This is a genomic window from Clostridium cochlearium (genome assembly GCF_900187165.1).
GTDB classification, from domain to species: domain Bacteria; phylum Bacillota; class Clostridia; order Clostridiales; family Clostridiaceae; genus Clostridium_G; species Clostridium_G cochlearium.
This window is the reverse complement of record NZ_LT906477.1, coordinates 659,194-678,183: the sequence shown is the minus strand read 5'-3', so window position 1 is coordinate 678,183 and position 18,990 is coordinate 659,194. Positions and strand designations below refer to the sequence as shown.

17 protein-coding genes and 1 riboswitch are annotated in these 18,990 nt (G+C 28.1%); of the genes, 2 read left to right on the top strand and 15 right to left on the bottom strand.

What is annotated here, in order from left to right:
- Positions 1-5: 5 nt before the first annotated feature.
- Positions 6-1,079: a hypothetical protein gene (locus tag CKV72_RS03275; protein WP_095177488.1), complete on the bottom strand. Its 1,074-nt coding sequence runs from the start codon at positions 1,077-1,079 to the stop codon at positions 6-8.
- A 156-nt stretch (positions 1,080-1,235) separates the two neighbouring features.
- Between CKV72_RS03275 and CKV72_RS03270 the strand changes: the two genes are divergently transcribed.
- Positions 1,236-1,565, top strand: a complete 330-nt coding sequence (locus tag CKV72_RS03270; RefSeq protein WP_089863067.1) for a HesB-like protein — start codon at positions 1,236-1,238, stop codon at positions 1,563-1,565.
- Positions 1,566-2,014: 449 nt separating this feature from the next.
- Here CKV72_RS03270 and thiC read toward each other — a convergent pair whose 3' ends face one another.
- The 13 genes from thiC to CKV72_RS03205 form a co-directional block, all read right to left on the bottom strand.
- Positions 2,015-3,331, bottom strand: a complete 1,317-nt coding sequence (gene thiC, locus CKV72_RS03265) for a phosphomethylpyrimidine synthase ThiC (RefSeq protein ID WP_089863068.1) — start codon at positions 3,329-3,331, stop codon at positions 2,015-2,017.
- A gap of 95 nt (positions 3,332-3,426) precedes the next feature.
- Positions 3,427-3,534, bottom strand: a riboswitch (TPP riboswitch).
- Between the two features lie 71 nt (positions 3,535-3,605).
- A complete protein-coding gene (locus CKV72_RS03260; protein WP_095177487.1) occupies positions 3,606-4,397 on the bottom strand; it encodes an HAD family hydrolase in 792 nt (263 codons plus the stop codon).
- Positions 4,398-4,544: 147 nt separating this feature from the next.
- On the bottom strand, positions 4,545-5,090 hold the full coding sequence (locus CKV72_RS03255; RefSeq protein ID WP_089863070.1) for an NADH peroxidase: 546 nt from the start codon (positions 5,088-5,090) through the stop codon (positions 4,545-4,547).
- 94 nt (positions 5,091-5,184) lie between these two features.
- On the bottom strand, positions 5,185-6,363 hold the full coding sequence (locus CKV72_RS03250) for a MalY/PatB family protein (protein ID WP_095177486.1): 1,179 nt from the start codon (positions 6,361-6,363) through the stop codon (positions 5,185-5,187).
- An 89-nt stretch (positions 6,364-6,452) separates the two neighbouring features.
- Complete coding sequence (locus tag CKV72_RS03245) at positions 6,453-7,865, bottom strand: aspartate ammonia-lyase (RefSeq protein WP_095177485.1); 1,413 nt, start codon at positions 7,863-7,865, stop codon at positions 6,453-6,455.
- Between the two features lie 49 nt (positions 7,866-7,914).
- Positions 7,915-8,610 (bottom strand): cysteate racemase, encoded by a 696-nt coding sequence (gene cuyB, locus CKV72_RS03240; protein ID WP_089863073.1) that lies wholly within the window; start codon positions 8,608-8,610, stop codon positions 7,915-7,917.
- Positions 8,611-8,627: 17 nt separating this feature from the next.
- The gene (locus tag CKV72_RS03235) at positions 8,628-9,872 is read right to left on the bottom strand and encodes a dicarboxylate/amino acid:cation symporter (RefSeq protein WP_171303942.1); all 1,245 of its coding nucleotides are present in this window, start codon (positions 9,870-9,872) and stop codon (positions 8,628-8,630) included.
- Between the two features lie 213 nt (positions 9,873-10,085).
- The gene (locus CKV72_RS03230; protein ID WP_095177484.1) at positions 10,086-10,754 is read right to left on the bottom strand and encodes a response regulator; all 669 of its coding nucleotides are present in this window, start codon (positions 10,752-10,754) and stop codon (positions 10,086-10,088) included.
- Entirely contained in the window at positions 10,747-12,327 is a 1,581-nt protein-coding gene (locus tag CKV72_RS03225) for an ATP-binding protein (protein ID WP_095177483.1), read from the bottom strand. Before CKV72_RS03225 ends, CKV72_RS03230 begins: the two co-directional genes overlap by 8 nt.
- Positions 12,328-12,429: 102 nt before the next feature.
- Positions 12,430-13,344 carry a ComEC/Rec2 family competence protein gene (locus CKV72_RS03220; RefSeq protein ID WP_095177482.1) on the bottom strand — a complete coding sequence of 305 codons (915 nt, stop codon included), beginning with the start codon at positions 13,342-13,344 and terminating at the stop codon, positions 12,430-12,432.
- Between the two features lie 159 nt (positions 13,345-13,503).
- On the bottom strand, positions 13,504-14,739 hold the full coding sequence (gene preA, locus CKV72_RS03215; protein WP_095177481.1) for an NAD-dependent dihydropyrimidine dehydrogenase subunit PreA: 1,236 nt from the start codon (positions 14,737-14,739) through the stop codon (positions 13,504-13,506).
- Positions 14,739-16,010 carry an NAD(P)-dependent oxidoreductase gene (locus CKV72_RS03210; RefSeq protein WP_095177480.1) on the bottom strand — a complete coding sequence of 424 codons (1,272 nt, stop codon included), beginning with the start codon at positions 16,008-16,010 and terminating at the stop codon, positions 14,739-14,741. The genes preA and CKV72_RS03210 overlap by 1 nt, the downstream gene beginning before the upstream one ends.
- 118 nt (positions 16,011-16,128) lie before the next feature.
- Positions 16,129-16,818, bottom strand: a complete 690-nt coding sequence (locus CKV72_RS03205; RefSeq protein WP_095177479.1) for a nucleotidyltransferase domain-containing protein — start codon at positions 16,816-16,818, stop codon at positions 16,129-16,131.
- Between the two features lie 300 nt (positions 16,819-17,118).
- Between CKV72_RS03205 and CKV72_RS03200 the strand changes: the two genes are divergently transcribed.
- On the top strand, positions 17,119-18,003 hold the full coding sequence (locus CKV72_RS03200; RefSeq protein ID WP_089863078.1) for a DUF2156 domain-containing protein: 885 nt from the start codon (positions 17,119-17,121) through the stop codon (positions 18,001-18,003).
- A 36-nt stretch (positions 18,004-18,039) separates the two neighbouring features.
- On the opposite strand, the gene CKV72_RS03195 is transcribed toward CKV72_RS03200, so the two are convergent.
- A complete protein-coding gene (locus CKV72_RS03195; protein ID WP_095177478.1) occupies positions 18,040-18,960 on the bottom strand; it encodes an alpha/beta fold hydrolase in 921 nt (306 codons plus the stop codon).
- Between the last annotated feature and the right edge of the window lie 30 nt (positions 18,961-18,990).

The window sequence follows — 18,990 nt, the reverse complement described above, 5'->3', positions numbered from 1 at the left end:
AAGCCTTATTTTTTTATAAAATCTACTTTCCATACTTTCATTTTATCATATCTTCCTCCAAATTCACCTATATAAGAAAAATTCCTTTTTTTATATACAAAATCTTTATGATATTTTTCTTTCCACAAATCACTCCAAGGAACTTTATATCCTATTTCTGGATCTTCTCCATCTAATATTAAAATAGCCCCATCTACTAATTTATCCAATATAGCATCAAAAGCTATTGGTGATAACCAATTGAAGGGAGATACATCTAATGTATCATCATATATTTGATATGTTCTATAATAAAATATAGCTATCTTATCTATTGAATATAAAGAAATAAATCCTTCAAATTTATGAGAATACACTTCTATTTTAGGATTCTTAGAAAACTTAGTTTTCCATATTTCTTTAGTATTTATATCATCTATTTTAATAAATTTAAAAGGTGTAAAATATTCATCCTCTAATTGTTTTATTATATCATAATTTCTCTTATTTTTTATAGACATAGCAAAGGGAATTGTTTCTATAGAAAATACATCTTCTTTATTATAATACTTATTTCTAAAATTATCACTATTTTTTACTCCACATTCTAATCTAGGTAACATTACACCTTCTCCCTGAGCAAAATGAAACTCTTTTATACTATTGATAAACAACGCTAATGGTTTATATGAATCTGAACCACAGCAAGGATAAAAAAGCGCCCCTTCCTTTATAGGAATATTAAATATTTGATTAAATCTTGTGGTTATATTGTCTGTACTATAATCATCGTCAAAAATTCCATAACAGCATTTTATATATTTGCTTCTATTTATACTAAATTCAAATCCTTGTTCCTCTAATTCATCCAAAATATACTTGTCCAATAAATACAAACCATGTTTTTGAAGTCTCTCAATATGTTTTTTGCTTATTATTATTTCAAATTCTCCCATGAAAAACTTACATACTTCCGTATGTATACTTATATGAGTTGGTAAATTAAATTCTTTACCAATAATATAAGCTACATGTTTAAAAAATTCTTCAGGGCTAAATTGTTTGTTCACAATGGATCTAACCCATATAGATGTATCCATATATTTCTCCTTTTCATACAAATGATTTTACACTAATTAGATTATATAGTATAGTTGAGTAAAGTCAAATTCTATAAAAAAATTTAATTATGGAATATTTTTTTCTTATCTGTTACAATAATAAACATAAATAAACTATTTAAAGGAGGCTTTTTAATGAACATAGTTACCATGAGCGATATCGCTTATGACGAGTTCTTAGACTTTTTAAAAGAAAATGGTGTTAAAGATAATATTCTTAGAATACACTTAGCAGGTATGGGATGTAGCGGTCCTGTATTTAATCTTGTCATAGATGAAGAAAAACCAAACGATGAGGTAGTTAAAATTCATGACGTAACTTTTTTAATAGATAAAAATCTTGTTAGTCAATTCGTTGGATTTGTTATTGAATGCTCTGAGGAAAATGGATTAGGTGGATTTTCTTTAGAACCTATTGTAAAACCTGATACCGGTGGATGTTCTACTTGTGGTGGATGCCACTAATAAAAAAAGTGTGTCGTAGTTTTAAAAAACTGCAACACACTTTTTTTAACAGAGGACAGAGGACAATTGACATAGGACAATGAAGGAAGATTTTCTTCCGCTTTGCTATAGAAAACCTTAAATTTTATAATATAATTGAAAATGGAAAGTGGAGAATGGAGAGTTAAGGATATTTTAGATTTGTCTAATATAAAAAAGGTTTAGCTTTAGCTAAACCTAAGGATCTTATAAAATTAAAAACTTTTAGTAATGTTAATGGAAAAAAGTTGTCAATCATTTTCCACTTTCCATTCTCCATTTTCAATTCTAACTAATAAGATTAAAGATTTTCTGACATAAGGAAGGAAAATCCTCCTAAATTGTTCATTATTCATTGTTAGTTGTTCATTAAAAATTGTTCTTTGTCCTCTGTCAATTGTCCTCTATAAAAATTTTGTCACACAAAATTTTTATTTATCATCGTTTCTTAATATATTTATATCTTTTCCTTGCATAACCTTATTCATATTTCTAACAGCACACATTTTTCCACACATAGTACAACTATCGTTAACTTCTGGGGTAGAACTCTTTCTATATTTTCTTGCTTTCTCATCATCTATAGCTAAATCAAACATTTTTTCCCAATCTAATTCTTTTCTTGCAGCTGACATTTGATTATCCCACTCTCTTGCTCCTTTTATTCCTTTAGCAATATCTGCTGCATGAGCTGCTATTTTAGTTGCTATTATTCCTTCCTTCATATCATCTAAATCTGGAAGTCTTAGATGTTCTGCAGGTGTTACATAACATAAAAAGTCTGCTCCATAGGTTGCTGCAATAGCTCCTCCTATAGCACTTGTAATATGATCATATCCAGGAGCTATATCTGTAACTATAGGTCCTAATACATAAAAAGGTGCATTATGACATAATTTTTTTTCTAATTTCATGTTTGTTTCTATTTCATCTAGGGACATATGTCCAGGTCCTTCTATTATAATTTGAACATTTCTTTTCCATGCTCTTTTAGTTAATTCTCCTAAAGTCATAAGTTCTTTTATTTGACTTGCATCTGTAGAATCATGTATTGAACCAGGTCTACAAGCATCTCCTAAACTTATTGTAACATCATATTTCTCACATATATCAAGAACTTTATCAAAGTACTCATAAAAAGGATTTTCTCTATTATTAAGCTCCATCCATGCATAAAGAAGAGATCCACCTCTAGATACTATATTAGTAAGTCTTTCATTTCTTTTAAATATCTCCACAGATTCCTTGTTAACTCCTGCATGTATAGTCATAAAGTCTACTCCATCTTTTGCATGAGTTTCTATTACATCTAATAATTCTTCTGCAGTGATATCTTTTAATTCTTTATCATAAAATCCAATAGCATCATACATAGGAACAGTTCCTATCATAGCTGGAGACATTTCTACTAATCTTCTTCTAAATTCTTGTGTTTTTCCAAAACAACTTAAATCCATTATAGCTTCTGCTTTCATATCTATAGCTTTTTTTACTTTTTCAAGTTCTCTCTCCACATTACAACAATCTTTTGATATTCCTAAGTTTACATTTATCTTAGTTCTTAATCCTTGTCCTACTCCTTCAGCGCTTAAATTTTTGTGATTTTTATTTGCTGGTATAGCAACACTACCTTTTGCCACACGCTCCATTAATTCTTTTATATCTATACCTTCTTTTTCAGCTACAGCTTCCATTTCCTTTGTAACTATTCCTTTTTTAGCAGCATCCATCTGAGTTGTGTAATTCATTTTATTCCTCTCCTTTTTTATTAAAATAAAAAGGGAAAGTTTTAAACTTTCCCTCAAAATACATATGTATATATATGCTATAGAATTTCACCATAACTACAATACACAATGTTCCCTACGTTGGTATTAACCAAATCAGGTTATGAGGGTCAGAGATAACATCTCTTTCTCAGCCTATTTTATAAGCTCCCCTAAATTTATTTAATTGTTTACATATTCATGGTATCATAGTTATTTTTTATAGTCAATGATTTTAATTATTTAAATCCAGTTCTTAATCTTTTAGCACAAATTTTTTAATAGCATAAGCTGCTCCATCCTCTTCATTGCTTTTTGTTATAAAATCAGCCACTTTTTTAAGTCTTGATGAACCATTTCCCATTGCAACACCTAATCCTGCATATTCTATCATTGTTATGTCATTATCCCAATCCCCTACTGCCATAATTTTCTCTTTAGGTATTTCATATTTTTCACATACTCTCTTTAAAGCAATTCCTTTATTTACTTCTCCGTTAAATATCTCTAAAAATTGGGGTAATGAAAATTGTGTATTTATTCTACTGCCATATTTAAAATCTAATTTTTCTTTAATAGGTTTAAGCTTCTCTTCTTTATGTGTTAAAAGGATTTTTGTTACATTTTCATCTTTATAAAATTTTGAAACTTGTCCAACTTCTATAGAATTAAATACATAATTATCTATCCCCATAAAATCTGAAATTTCATCTACATAGGTATTATTACCTATAAAAAGAACAATATATATGTCTTCTTTTTCACATATTTCTATTATATCTTCTACTATGTCTCTATCTAAATATTCACTATGAATAATGTTCCCTTTATTATCATATATTGTAGCCCCATTTAATCCTAAAAACAAATCTTTTGTTTCTAATTTTTTTATATAAGGTTCAGCAGCAGAATAATCTCTACCAGATACTAAAATTACTCTTATACCTCTATCCATTGATTTCCTTATTACATTCACAGTTTTACTTGAAATTTCATGATCTCTATTTAAAAGAGTGCCATCTATATCTAGTGCTATTAATTTATACATATAATCCCCTCCCTCTATACATTATACTTTACATTATAACTTATATTTGTAATATTTAAAATTATACATTTTCTACAAATTATTTATTATATAAAACAAAAGAACGACTTAACTAAGTCGTTCTTTGTGTCTATTTTTTATAATATTTTATTTAAAATATCTATCTAATAAACCTTTAAATGCCTTACCATGTCTTGCTTCATCTTTACACATTTCATGAACTGTATCGTGTATTGCATCTAAATTTAATTTTTTAGCAAGAGTTGCTAATTCTTTCTTACCACTACAAGCTCCATATTCAGCTTCTACTCTCATTTCTAAGTTTTTCTTAGTAGAATCTGTTACAACCTCTCCTAATAATTCCGCAAATTTAGCAGCATGTTCTGCTTCTTCAAAAGCGATTCTTTTATATGCTTCTGCAACTTCTGGTAACCCTTCTCTATCTGCTTGCCTACTCATTGCAAGATACATTCCAACCTCAGTACATTCTCCTACAAAATTAGCTCTTAATCCTTCTATTACTTCTTCATCTACTCCCTTAGCAACTCCTATTACATGCTCGTCTGCCCAAGCAAGTTCTCCCTCAACTTGTTCTACAAATTTATCTGATGGAACATTACATTGCGGACATCTTTCTGGTGCCGCATCCCCTTCATAAACATATCCACATACTGTACATACAAATTTTTTCATTTTCAATTCCTCCTGTTATATCTCTTATTTACAATTATTATTATATAATAATTATTATTATTTTGCAACTACTTTTCAAAATTATTTATTTTATTCACAGTTTGTTAACATTTTCCATAGCCATACATATTCTATCTAAAGCTTCTTTTAGAATTGTTCTAGAACAAGCTAAATTTATTCTCTGAAAACCTTCCCCTTCTTTTCCAAATACATATCCTTCATCAAAAAGTACTCTTGCTTCATTTATCATAAATTCTCTTAACTGTTCACAATTCATGGATAAACCCCTAAAATCTATCCAAGCTAAATAAGTTCCTTCTGATTTAGTTACTTTTAATTGTGGAATTTTTTCTTCTATATAATTACATAGAAAATTATAATTATCTTCTACATATTTAAGCATATCTCTATACCAACCTTCTCCATGCTTATAAGCTGCTTTCATAGCCTCTATTCCAAGCACATTTATGCCTTCTACTGCATTTTTATATACTGTATTTAAATATTTATCTCTTAAGTCTTTATTAGGAATAATAACATTTGAAACATGAAGTGCTGCTAAATTAAAAGTTTTTGTAGGGGAAATACATATCAAAGATATGTCCTCAAATTTTTTATCTACATTAATTATAGGTATATGTTTATACCCCTTAAATATCAAATCACAATGTATTTCATCAGATAACATTAATATATTATGCTTTAGGCATATATCACCTAATTTTTTTAACTCCTCTTGTTTCCAAACTCTTCCCCCTGGATTATGTGGATTACATAAAATCATCATTTTTACCTTTGAATCTATTTTACTTTCTAAGTCTTCAAAATCCATAAAATATTTATTATTTTCATATTTTAAAGGATTATTTACTATAATACGATTATTACTCTCTATACATCTTTTAAATTGATGATATACAGGAGGTTGTATTATTATCTTATCTCCTTCTTCTGTATAGCTTTGAATCATCCAACTTATAGCTGCAACTATTGTAGGTGCAGTGCATACCCATTCCTCTTCTACTTTAAAATTATGTATTCTATCCAGCCAATTTATTAAGGAATTATAATACTCTTCATCTAAATAGGAATATCCAAAGACTCCATGTTCTGTTCTATTTTTTATTGCTTCTATTATTTCAGGAGCAGTTCTAAAATCCATGTCAGCTATTCCCATAGGAATTATATCGCTCCTATTATATAGTATTTGGGGTTTATCCCATTTAACCGCTGACGTATTTTTTCTTTCAACTATTTCATTAAAATTATACATTTTTTACCTCCTTTTATGTTTTAATATATTAAAATTTTATCATTTAACAAATAAAAAGTCTGCAAGTTTGCAGACTTCTTATAATTATTTTATTTTTTCAAAAGTTCTTTACCTGATATACCTGGTTCAGTCATTCCAAATGGATCAAGTATTGTATCTAACTCTTTTTCTGATAATAGATTTTCTTTTAGTACAAGTTCTTTTACAGATTCTCCAGTCTGTATAGCAGTTTTTGCTACTTTAGCAGCTTTTTTATATCCTACATGAGGACATATTGCTGTAATTATTCCAACACTATTATCAACTAATTTTTTACATCTTTCTTCATTAGCTGTTATATCTTTTATACAATTATCAATAAATGTATCTACACCATTTTTTAATGTTTCAATAGACTCAAACAATTTATAATAAAGCACTGGCTCAAAAGCATTTAATTCTAGCTGTCCAGCTTCAACAGCCATAGTAATGGTTACATCATTTCCTACAATGCTAAATGCAACTTGATTTACCACTTCAGCTATTACAGGATTTACTTTTCCAGGCATTATAGATGATCCATTTTGTTTTGCTGGTAAATTTATTTCTCCAAAACCAGTTCTAGGTCCTGATGACATAAGTCTTAAATCATTAGCTATCTTAGATAAACTTAAAGCACAAACTTTTAAATTTGATGATACTGAAGCAAAACAATCTAAGTTTTGAGTTCCATCTACTAAATCCTCACATTGAATTAAATCCAATGCTGTTACTTTTGATAAATTCGGAGTAATATTTTCCACATACTGCTCATCAGCATTTATACCTGTACCTATAGCAGTAGCTCCAATATTTACATGGTATAACTCTTCTTTTGCTCTCTTAATTCTAACTAGGTCTCTTTTTATAGCATTTGAATATGCTCTAAATTCTTGTCCTAATCTAATTGGAACAGCATCTTGCATTTGAGTTCTTCCCATTTTTATAACATGATCAAATTCCTTAGATTTATCTGTAAGTGCATCTACTAAATTTTGCAATGATACTAATGCTCTATCTAACAATCTTATGGTTGCTATTTTCCCACCTGTAGGAATAACATCATTGGTAGATTGTCCCATATTTACATGATCATTAGGATGAACTATACTGTAATCTCCTTTTTCTCCACCTAATATTTCTATTGCTCTGTTTGCAATTACTTCATTTAAATTCATATTCATAGATGTACCTGCGCCACCTTGTATAGGATCAGTTATAAACTGTTCTTCTAACTTTCCTTCAACTATTTCATCACAAGCTTTTACAATAGCATTACCTATTTTTTTACTTAAAAGTTCTATTTGCATATTTGTCATAGCTGCTGCTTTTTTTACTTCAGCTAACGCTTTTATCATTTCTTTATGAACTTTTCTGCCTGTTATCATAAAATTTTCATGGGCTCTAAGGCTTTGAACACCATAATAAGCATCCTTTGGTATTCTTTTTTCACCTACTGAATCACTTTCTAATCTGTATTGCATATAAATTCCTCCCTTATTTTATTTTAATAAATAAAGTCCGAATAAATAGCTATTTTTTCACCCTCTTTATTGTTTGCTTAGCTAAAATATCTGTAGAAGATATAAACTCAAATTCTTTTAGTTCATTTTCTAACGGTTGAAATATTAAAGGTAGTTCAGTGCAACCTAATATAATTACATTTATATGTTTTTCCTTAAACTCTTTTAACATGTCCATTGCAAATTCCTTTGTAAACTCTCTTTGCCCACCTTTTACTATATATACTGCATTTGATACCTTTTCCCTTATTTCTTTACTTGGTGCAACTATATCTAACCCTAATCTATTACAATACTTTTCATATACCTTGCCTTCATAGGTTCCAAGTGTTGCTAAAAGGCCAACTTTTATTTTTCCATGTTTGTCTAAAATATATTTTCCAACTTCTTCTATCATATTAATAAATGGCACATTAAGTTTTTCATATAATTCATCATAAAAATAATGAGCTGTATTACAGGGCATTATTAAAAAATCTGCTCCTGCATTTTTGAGTCTTTCTCCAGTTTTTATAAGTTCCCCTAAAGGATTTTCTCCTTTCCCCAATATATAGTTTGTTCTATCAGGTATTTTAGCATTCCCTTCGATTATAACATGCAAGTGATCTTGATCTACTTTTGCATCTGTATAATCTACAATTTTATTATAAAGGTCGGCTGTGGCTTTTGGCCCCATTCCCCCAATTATGCCTACTATTTTACTCATAAGCCTTGCCCCCTTTTTTAACTAGTTAAAGTTTTTTTTATACTGGCATTTTCATAACTTATTTCATTTTCACTAGCTCCTACTACAATTGAAGCTGCTACATTTCCTGTAACATTAATAGCAGTTCTTCCCATGTCTAAAACTCTATCTATACCTGCAATTAAAGCTGCTCCTTCTAATGGTAATCCAACTGAACTTAACACCATCATAAGCATCATAAAGCCTGCGCCTGGCACGCCTGCTGTACCTATAGATGCTAACACTGCTGTCAAAAGTATTGTTAATTGTTGAGCTATTGTCAAATTCATTCCATAAGCTTGAGCTATAAACACTGCACATACTCCTTGATATATTGCAGTACCATCCATATTAATAGTAGTACCTAATGGCAAAACAAAGCTTGCAATTCCTTCAGATACTCCAAAAACCTCTCTAACAGTTTTTATAGTAACTGGCAATGTACCTGAACTACTGCTAGTACTAAAAGCTATCATTGTAGGTGCTGATGTACCTTTAAAAAATTCTAAAGGTGATATCTTAGAAAATGCCGCAACTGAAAAAGAATAAGCAATTATACCATGAAGTATGAATCCCAAATAGCAAACAGCTATTAATTTTAATAACGGAAGTAAAACATCTGGACCGTTAACTGCAACTACTGGCACCATAAGAGCAAAAACTCCATAAGGAGCTAGTCCCATTATTACTTCAGTTAGTTTATACATTATTTCTGCTAAACTATCAAAGAACTTTAAATACGCATCTCCTTTTTCTCCTATATAGGTTGCTCCAACTCCTGTAAATATTGCAAAGAATATTATTTGTAACATATTTCCCTTAGCTAAAGAGTCTATCGGATTTGTTGGTACTATATCTAACAAAGTTTGTATTAAAGAAGGTGCTTCTGTCGCTTTTACCTGTGCATCTACCGCTAAAGTTACTCCAACTCCTGGTTTAAATATGTTAGCAGCAACCAATCCTATAACTATAGCAATAGCTGTAGTTATAAAAAAGTAAATCATAGTTTTTCCACCAATTCTTCCTAGCTTTTTCACATCCCCTATACTAGCTGCCCCAACTACCAAAGATGAAAAAACCAACGGAACTATAGTCATTTTTATGAGATTTAAAAATAATGTTCCAACGGGTTTTATATAGTTTACTGCAAAGTCAGGTGACGAATTAAAAAATAAACCAACAATAACTCCAAGTATTAAGCCAAACATAATTTTTGTCACAAGATTAAATTTCTTTTTACCCATAAATTGCCCCTCCTTTAATTTATTATATGAGTTATTTTCAAGATAAATCTTGCTATTCATTAAAAATTCTTACACTACTATAATAACTTATATTAATAAAATTATCTATATTAAGTATTTATTATAACTATTTTGTAAATATATTTTTTATTGTTAAGTTTATAACTAATTTTACAAATATTTCGACTATTCGAATATTATGCTAATATATTTTTAAATTAACTTATATTTTATTCTTGGTCTTCCTATGTCCCCATATTGAACATCTCTTTTAACTTTACCTATTTTGTTCATGTATTCCAAATATCTTCTTACAGTTACTCTAGAAAGTTTCATTTTATCTGCTATTTCTTCAGAAGTATAATATTCATTCTTACTATTTTTCAAATATGTTTTTACTCTTTCTAATGTCCTTTCATTTATGCCCTTTTCCAATTCACCATTTACATAAGAGTTTTTTACAGTTATATTATCTATATCTTCTTGTTTTAAAATTGATTTATTTTTAAAAAACTCATTCATTTTTTTGAATTTATTTAATGCTTCTTTAAATCTTTCATATTCAAAGGGCTTAATTAAATAATCTATAACTCCTAAATTTAATATTTCCTTAAGTTTTTCCCCTTCATCTACTGCTGTAACTATTATAACATCTAATTTAGAATTAAACTTCCTAAGTTCTTTTAAAAATTCAATACCATTTAATTTAGGCATGTATATGTCCAATATTATTAAATCCAATGAACTATTTTTTAAATAATTTATGGCATCCTTTCCATTATCACATATTTTTTTTACTTTAAATCCATTTATACTTTCTGTATATTTTTTATTTATCTCTGCTACCATAGGATCATCCTCAACTATTAAAACTTTAACCATGTAAATCCTCCTTTGGGACCAAAACTATAAATTTACTGCCTAATCCTATATTTGTAGAAAGTTCTATATTTCCATTTAAATTTTCTACAGATTCCTTTACTATATGTAATCCTCTACCTCTTCCTTCTCCTTTGGTAGAAAAGCCTCTATTAAATATATACTGTCTATATTTCTCTTCTATTCCACCTCCTGTATCTTCTATTTCTATAATAATTTTATGTTTTTCATCTTTTATAAATATTTTTACTATTTTCTCATCACTATCGCAAATGGAAACCGCTTCTATTGCATTTTCTAAAAGATTACCTATTACTGTAACTAAAAAATGTGCACTTATATTTTTATTATCTTTACCTAAATTACTATTTTCATCAATTATAAGGTTTACACCCATCTCTTTAGCTCTACTTATTTTTCCAAGCATAAGAGCTGCTATAGTCGGTTCATGTATTCTATTCATCACAATACTTATTTTTTTTTGATATACTTTAGTTTGATTTAATATATATTTTTTAGCTTTATCTAACTCATTTATTTGTATAAGTCCCAGTATAACATGAAGTTTATTAGAAAACTCATGATTATTTGCTCTCAAGGCCTCTACCACTTGTCTTACTCCTGTTATCTCCTCTGCTAATTTTGTTACTTCTGTTTTATCTTTAAGTATTATAACTAGCCCTACAAAATTTTCTCCTTCCATTATAGGTATTTTGTTTACAAGAGCTATAGTATCTTCTATATGAAGTTCCTTATTATATCCAATTTCTTTATTTATATTTGGAATTATATCACTAATATTATAACCTATTATCTCTTTATCATCTTTGTTCAATATATTTTTTGCAGATTTATTTAAAAAATTTATATTCATATCCTTATCTACTGCAATTATTCCATCTTCTAAAGTATCTATTACCTCTTGTTTTTGAAGAAATAATTTAGATATCTGTTCTGCATCATATCCTAAAAGAGAATCTTTTATGCTCCGAGAGATTATCAATGCACCTACAGTTCCAATCAATAATCCAGACAATATAACTAAAAATAATACCATTGCAACTTCATATTTTGATTTTTCTATGTGTTTTATTTTTAAAGTACTTATTACAAAACCAATAGGATCTTCTTTTTCATCTTTAACAACTACAAAAGAAATAATGACTTTCCCAAAACTTTGTATATTATCTTTTATGTCATCTTTATTTTTTTTAATTGCCAACTCTCCCATATTAGCATTATCTATAAAATTAAGTTTCCCTTCCATATTAGATTTTGCATAGGTTGTACCATTTAAATCCATAATCACTATATTATCTATATTCCTTGAAATTATCACAATATCTTTTATATATTCTTGAAGTTGTTTAGTAGTTTTATGCTGCTGTAATGACCCTTTCACTAAAGGTGACTTAGATATAATCTTGCTTACACTCATAAGATTTTCTTCCATATCCTGCCTAAGCCAAGAAAGTCTTAATTGTACCATGTAAATTACAGTTACTATAAGACACACTAATGTTATTACTATATTAAATATAATTATTTTCTTTTTTAATGTAATATCTTTTTTCATATCTATTCATTCCTTTATTTTCTAGATATACTTTTATCTTAATAATAAATGAATACTATTCCATTTTCAAGAAAAAAGAACTAGGAGACTTTTTATTTCCTCCTAGTTCTTTTTCTTACTACTTCCCGCAGTATAACTTCCAGGTTCTACATTAAATTTTATATTTTTACCGTCACTTATTAACACAATATCACCATTTTCATCTGTCCTATAAAGTTTTATATTTTTATCTTTTAATTTTTGCATTATTTCCCTATGGGGATGTCCATAAGTATTTCCCTTTTCGCACATTGCAATTGCATATTCAGGATTTACCTTTTGTAAAAAATTGTTTGAAGTAGATGTACTACTTCCATGATGTCCTAATTTCAAAACATCTGCTTTAACATCTAATCCTTTATTCAATATATTATTTTCTACTAATTGTTCTGCATCACCAGTAAACAAGAAAGTATTTTTACCATATTGTCCTTTTAAAACTATAGAATAGTTATTTGTATTGCTCTGATCTTTTTCATCTGGCCATAATATAGTAAACTTAGCATCTCCTAAATTTAGCTCATCTCCTATATGAGGTACTTTAGCTTTTAAGTTCTTCTTCTTCATGGACTCTACCATGTTTTTAAATGTTTTAGTAGTAGCAACTTTTTTAGGCATATATACATTATCTACTTTAAAATTATTTATAACTTTACTCATTCCACCTATATGATCTTCATGTGGATGTGTAGCTACTAAATATTTTATATCTTTAATATTATTTTGTTTTAAATAATCTACTACTTTTTCTGATGAAGAATTTGGTCCTGCATCTATTAACATATTTTCATTTCCTTGCTGTATTAATATACTATCGCCTTGTCCAACATTTATATAATGTACTTTTAAATTTCCATTATTAGATTTTCCTATGGTATTTTGTTCAGTTATTTCTGAGCAAGCTACCATTGAAAAGATCATAGTTAATATTACAAATATAAAACTTATCTTTCTTATACTTAATCTTATTTTTTTCATAATACACCACCCTATTGTTTTATCTATAAAATCACTATATACATTATATAAATTAATTCTACTTTTGTATACATTAAATGACCAATTTCGCATTTAATATGATTTTTACATAAAAAACTGCCACACTAATTATTTAGTGCGACAGCTCATGATTTTTATTTATAAAATTATTTTTCTTTCTTTATTTCCATCTTTAAACTCTATTTCTCCATAATCTATACATTGTATTGGACACACATTAGAACATAAATGACATCCTACACATTTTTCCTTGTTTACTTCTACTTTTCTCTCTTCTGAATCCCATTCTATAGCCTGATGTCCTCCATCATAACAAGATATATAACATCTCCCGCATCCTATACATTTTTCCTCATCAATTTTAGGATAAATTATATATCCTCTATCTAAATCTTCTGCTGAAATCAAATTATCTAATGCTATACCAACAATTTGTTCTAAATTATTAAATCCTTTTTCTGTCATATAATAAGATATTCCACTTATCATATCTTCTACTATTCTATATCCATATTGCATAACCGCTGTAGTAACTTGAATATTTCTAGCTCCCAACATTATAAATTCTAGGGCGTCTTCCCAAGTTTCTATTCCTCCTATACCACTAATTGGAACATTCTTCAAAACCTCATTTTGCTTCATTTGCGCTATAAATCTTAAAGCTATTGGTTTTATAGCTTTACCTGAATATCCTGATATAGAAGACTTTCCATTTACTATTGGAAGTGATATTTGATTATCTAAGTTTATGCCTGTGATGCATTTTATGGTATTTATTGCTGCAATTCCTGTAGCTCCACCTTGAACGGAAGCAATAGCTGGTATCTCCATATGGCCAATATTAGGAGTCATTTTGGCAAGTATCGGAAGTTTACTGCCTTTTCTTGTGGCTTGTGAGTATTTCTTTACTAACTCTGGACTTTGTCCAACATCAGATCCCATAGTGTCACTAGCCATTTGTGGACAAGAAAAATTACACTCTATAATATCAGCTCCTGCTTCTGTTACCATTTTAGCAAGTTCTGTCCACTCTCTTTCATTTTCTCCCATTATAGATGCTACAAGAACTTTTTGCGGATATTTTTCTTTTATCTTTCTAATCTGTTCTAAGTTATACTCTAATGGATATTCAGCTATTTGCTCCATATTTTTAAATCCTAAGAAAGGTGTACTCTCTTTTCTTAAATTATCAAATCTTGGTGATACCTCTTCTGGCAAATAAAATCCTATAGTTTTAAATACTATTCCTCCCCAGCCAGTTTCCAATGCCTTAGAACACATTTCATAGTTATGTCCAACAGGAGAAGATGATAGAAAAAATGGATTCTCACATTTTATTCCACAAAACTCAATAGATAAATCTACTTTTTTCATTATCTCACACCTTTCTTTCTTTTTATATATTCTTCTATTTCTACAGCAACTTTTTTACCCATTGCAACTGCGTCTACTACTGTTTTATTTCCCCTTACAATATCCCCACAGGCAAATATTCCTTCTATGTTAGTATTTAATTTTTCATCTACTAATACCTCATTATTTTCAATTTTTAATCCATCTATATATGAAATATCCTCTGCTTCCTGTCCTATAGCAAATATAACCGCATCTGCCTCTAATTCTAGATCGGAATTGTCAAACATACCTATACCTTTAAAACCAGTAACTTTTCCGCTAGTTCCTATTAATCTATTTGGCTTTATTCCAGTAAATATAGGTATATTTAAACTATGAGCATATATTCTCTCATTTTTATTTGAAGGCATTTTTTCTATATTTCTTCTATATACAATCTTTACATCTTCTGCTCCAAGCAATTTAGCTGTTACTGCAGAATCTATGGCTACATCTCCACCACCTATAACTATAACTTTTTGTCCTATTTCTAAATTCCCATTACTTAATTTAGCTTCACATAAAAATTCTGTTCCTTTTAATACCCCTTTTAAATTTATTCCATCTATATCTAGTTCTTTACTTATTTGCTGTCCACAAGCTAGTACAATAGCTTCAAATCCTCTTTCTTGTAAATTTTCTACAGTAACATCTTTTCCTACATCGCAGTTAGATTTAAATTTCACCCCTAATTTTTTTATAATATCAATCTCATAATCCACTAAATTTTGTGGTAATCTATATTCTGGTATTCCATAAGTTAACCAACCACCAAATTTTTCTTTCTTTTCAAAAATAGTAACATCATATCCTTTTTGAGCTAGGGATGCTGCTGCTGATAATCCTCCAGGACCTGACCCTATAATAGCTATCTTTTCCTTGTTAATTTCAACTTTATTTAATATATCTAAATCTATACTTTTCTCAAACTCTATTAAATATCTTTGAATGGCTCCTATTTCTATAGGTTTATCAATTTTAGCTCTTGTACAATTTTTTTGACAATACTTGTCCTGTGGGCAGAGTCTTGAACAAACACCACCTAATATATTGTTTTTCCTAATTGTTTCTACTGCTCCTTTTAAATTTTTAAATCTTAAAGATCTTATAAATTCATCTGGCTTTGTATCTGCAGGACAATTTTTACTACAAGGTGCATCATAACACAAAAGACATCTTGAAGCTTCTTCTATAGCTAATAATGGAGTATAGCTTTTTTTAGCTTCTTTAAAATAATTATTTTTTCCCATTTGTTCCCCTCCAAATCCTTGTTAAAAATTAGATTATATTAGAAATTTTTACCTCATGTTCCATATATACTTATACATATAAATTAATATTACTTATATTTTTTATAAAATTAATTTTCTAGGAACATATTTCTTCGCAAACTTTATAGCATAATGTAAATATATAATCTATTTTTCCTTCATATTTTTTTAATCCATTTTTTAAGGCAGTTTTGTATATCTCTATAAGTACCTTTTCATTTTCATTACAAACGAATTTTAATTCATCTAATTTTTTATAATACTTACCATATCTTCCTGCATATTTATATCTTATACACCACATTAAAGGTTTTAATATTCTTCTTTTTATCTTTCTTTTTAATAATTTTTGTTCATCTTCTCCTATAGCTATATAGTGTCTTATTCCCATAATAACGTAATTGGATAAATATCTACTCTCTTCTATAAATTCCTCTTTTTTAGGATATGGAAGCTGAAGTTTACCATGTAATACAATTCCATCTGTTCTATACTGTAATGGACTATATTCCTTTGCAAAATATCTATCTAAACTTTCTTCAAAAGTTGTACATTTAGGTGTTAATTTAGGTATTGGGGGAAGCTTTTTTAATATATTAGCTATAGATTTTAATATATCAAAGTCTATAGATTTAAAAAATAACCACATATCTATATCACTACTTTTACAAACTTCATCTCTAGCATAACTACCAGTAAGCAATATACACTGAATTTCATCTTCAAATTGTAAAATTACTTCTTTTGTAAATTTTCTTATCTTTTCCTCTCCTGTCAAAACCCTCATACCTTTCCTCAATTACTCTTTAAATATTATATGAATTTAATAATATAAAATTTATTAAAATTTAATAGTTTTATAAATTAATTTTAATATTTAGCCAGTATAATATAACCATACAAGAAGATAAATAGATAAAATAAGTTAATACATTTGTTTGTATTAAACCTCCCCCTTTACTGATATACGGAAGTAAATTCTTCCGTATATTTTTTTATTCTTAGTTGCCCCCTTTTCTTATTTTATAATTTATAATATAATATACTTTATTGGTTAACATTGTATTTAACTAAAAGGAGTGTTTTTATGTTACATTTTAAACCTCTAGAACTAGAGGATAAAAAAATTTTTGATAAATATATAAAGCCATATAATTTTAAAACAAGTGAATACTCTTTCACTAATCAATATTTATGGCGAAAAGGTTCAAATGTAACCTATGCAATTGTAAATGATATTTTAATAATAAAGAAAGTTGACTATGATGGTACCACTCAATTTACACAACCTATAGGTTATAAAAAAGAAAATCTAAAAGAATTGTTAGATGAACTTATAAAATATAAAACAGAACATAATATGGACTATCTTTTTAAAGATGCTGAAGAAGAATTTGTAAAAGATTTTAAAGAAATATACGGAGATAAATTTACAATTGAAGAAGATAGAGATAATGCAGACTATATATATTTAAAAGAAGATTTAAAAAATCTTTCTGGAAAAAAGTTTCATGGGAAGAGAAACCATTATAATGCCTTTTTAAAAAATTATGAATATAGAACTGCTAAAATCACAAAACATATAGCAGATGAATGTCTTAATACTGCTATAGAATGGTGTCGTCAAAATGATTGTAAAGGCTATCTTTTACACGAATTTTGTGGAATAGAAGATGTACTAAAAAACTTTGATAAATTAGATGTTATTGGAATGGCTGTTTATGTAAATGATAAATTATCTGCATTTACTCTAGGAGAAAAAGTAAATAAAGACATGGCAATAATTCACATAGAAAAGGCTGATGTAAATATAAGAGGTTTATATCCTTTTATAAACAAAACTTTTGTAGAACAATATCTAGATGATGTCACTTATATAAATCGTGAACAAGACTTAGGTATAGAAGGACTTAGAAAATCTAAACTCTCTTATAACCCCTATAAACTTGAAATGAAATATTGTATAAGATAAAATTTTAGGGCTTATTTTCAAGTAAGCCCTAAAAATTTACATATGTCTATTTAACCAAATTATCATATCTTCTATAACTTCTTCTTTATTTTTTTCATTTAATATCTCATGTCTTCCATTTTCATATATCTTACAAGTCAAACTTTTAATACCTATATTTTTATACATATTATATAAATTTATAAGACCTGTTCCATTCTTTCCAATAGGATCTTTTGACCCTCCAAATATATATATTGGTAAATTTTTTGGTATCTTATTCATCACACTTTTTTTATGTATGTCTTTTAGACCTTTGAAAAAATAATAGTAAAATAAATTATCATAATAAAATCCTAAGAAGTCATCTTCTATAAATTTATCCACTTCTTCTGTATCTCTAGTCAACCAATCAAACTTAGTTCTATTAGGTATAAAAGCTAAATGACAATTTAAAAAACATATTTTATTTAAATTTTTACTTTTATGTTTCCTTCCATGTTTTTTTATTTCTTTTTTAGAAAGTGCAATACCTATATCTAAGATTTTTCCTTTTTTCCCATCTGTACCTGTAAGCATTACCCCACTTAATTTTTTCCCAAAAAGTGAAATATATTTTTGACATAAAAATGACCCCATACTATGTCCTAATAAAAATATAGATATTTCTCCCAAATGGTTTTTTATTATATCAGTAACTTCTTTCATGTCATATACCATTTTTATAAATACATCACCATCACCCAAATGTCCTAAATTTTCTTTTAGTTCTGCTGTCTTACCATGCCCTCTATGATCATGCATATATACTCCATATCCATTTTCAACTAACTTCATAGCTACATGTTCATATCTACCGCTATTTTCTCCCATACCATGGACTATTTGAACTACTCCTTTTAATTGGCTATTAGGGATATATTTAATACAATATATTTTGGTATTATCTCTGCTATAAAAAAAGAACTCTTCTTTCATATATTTAAATCATCTCCCTGTCTATAAGTA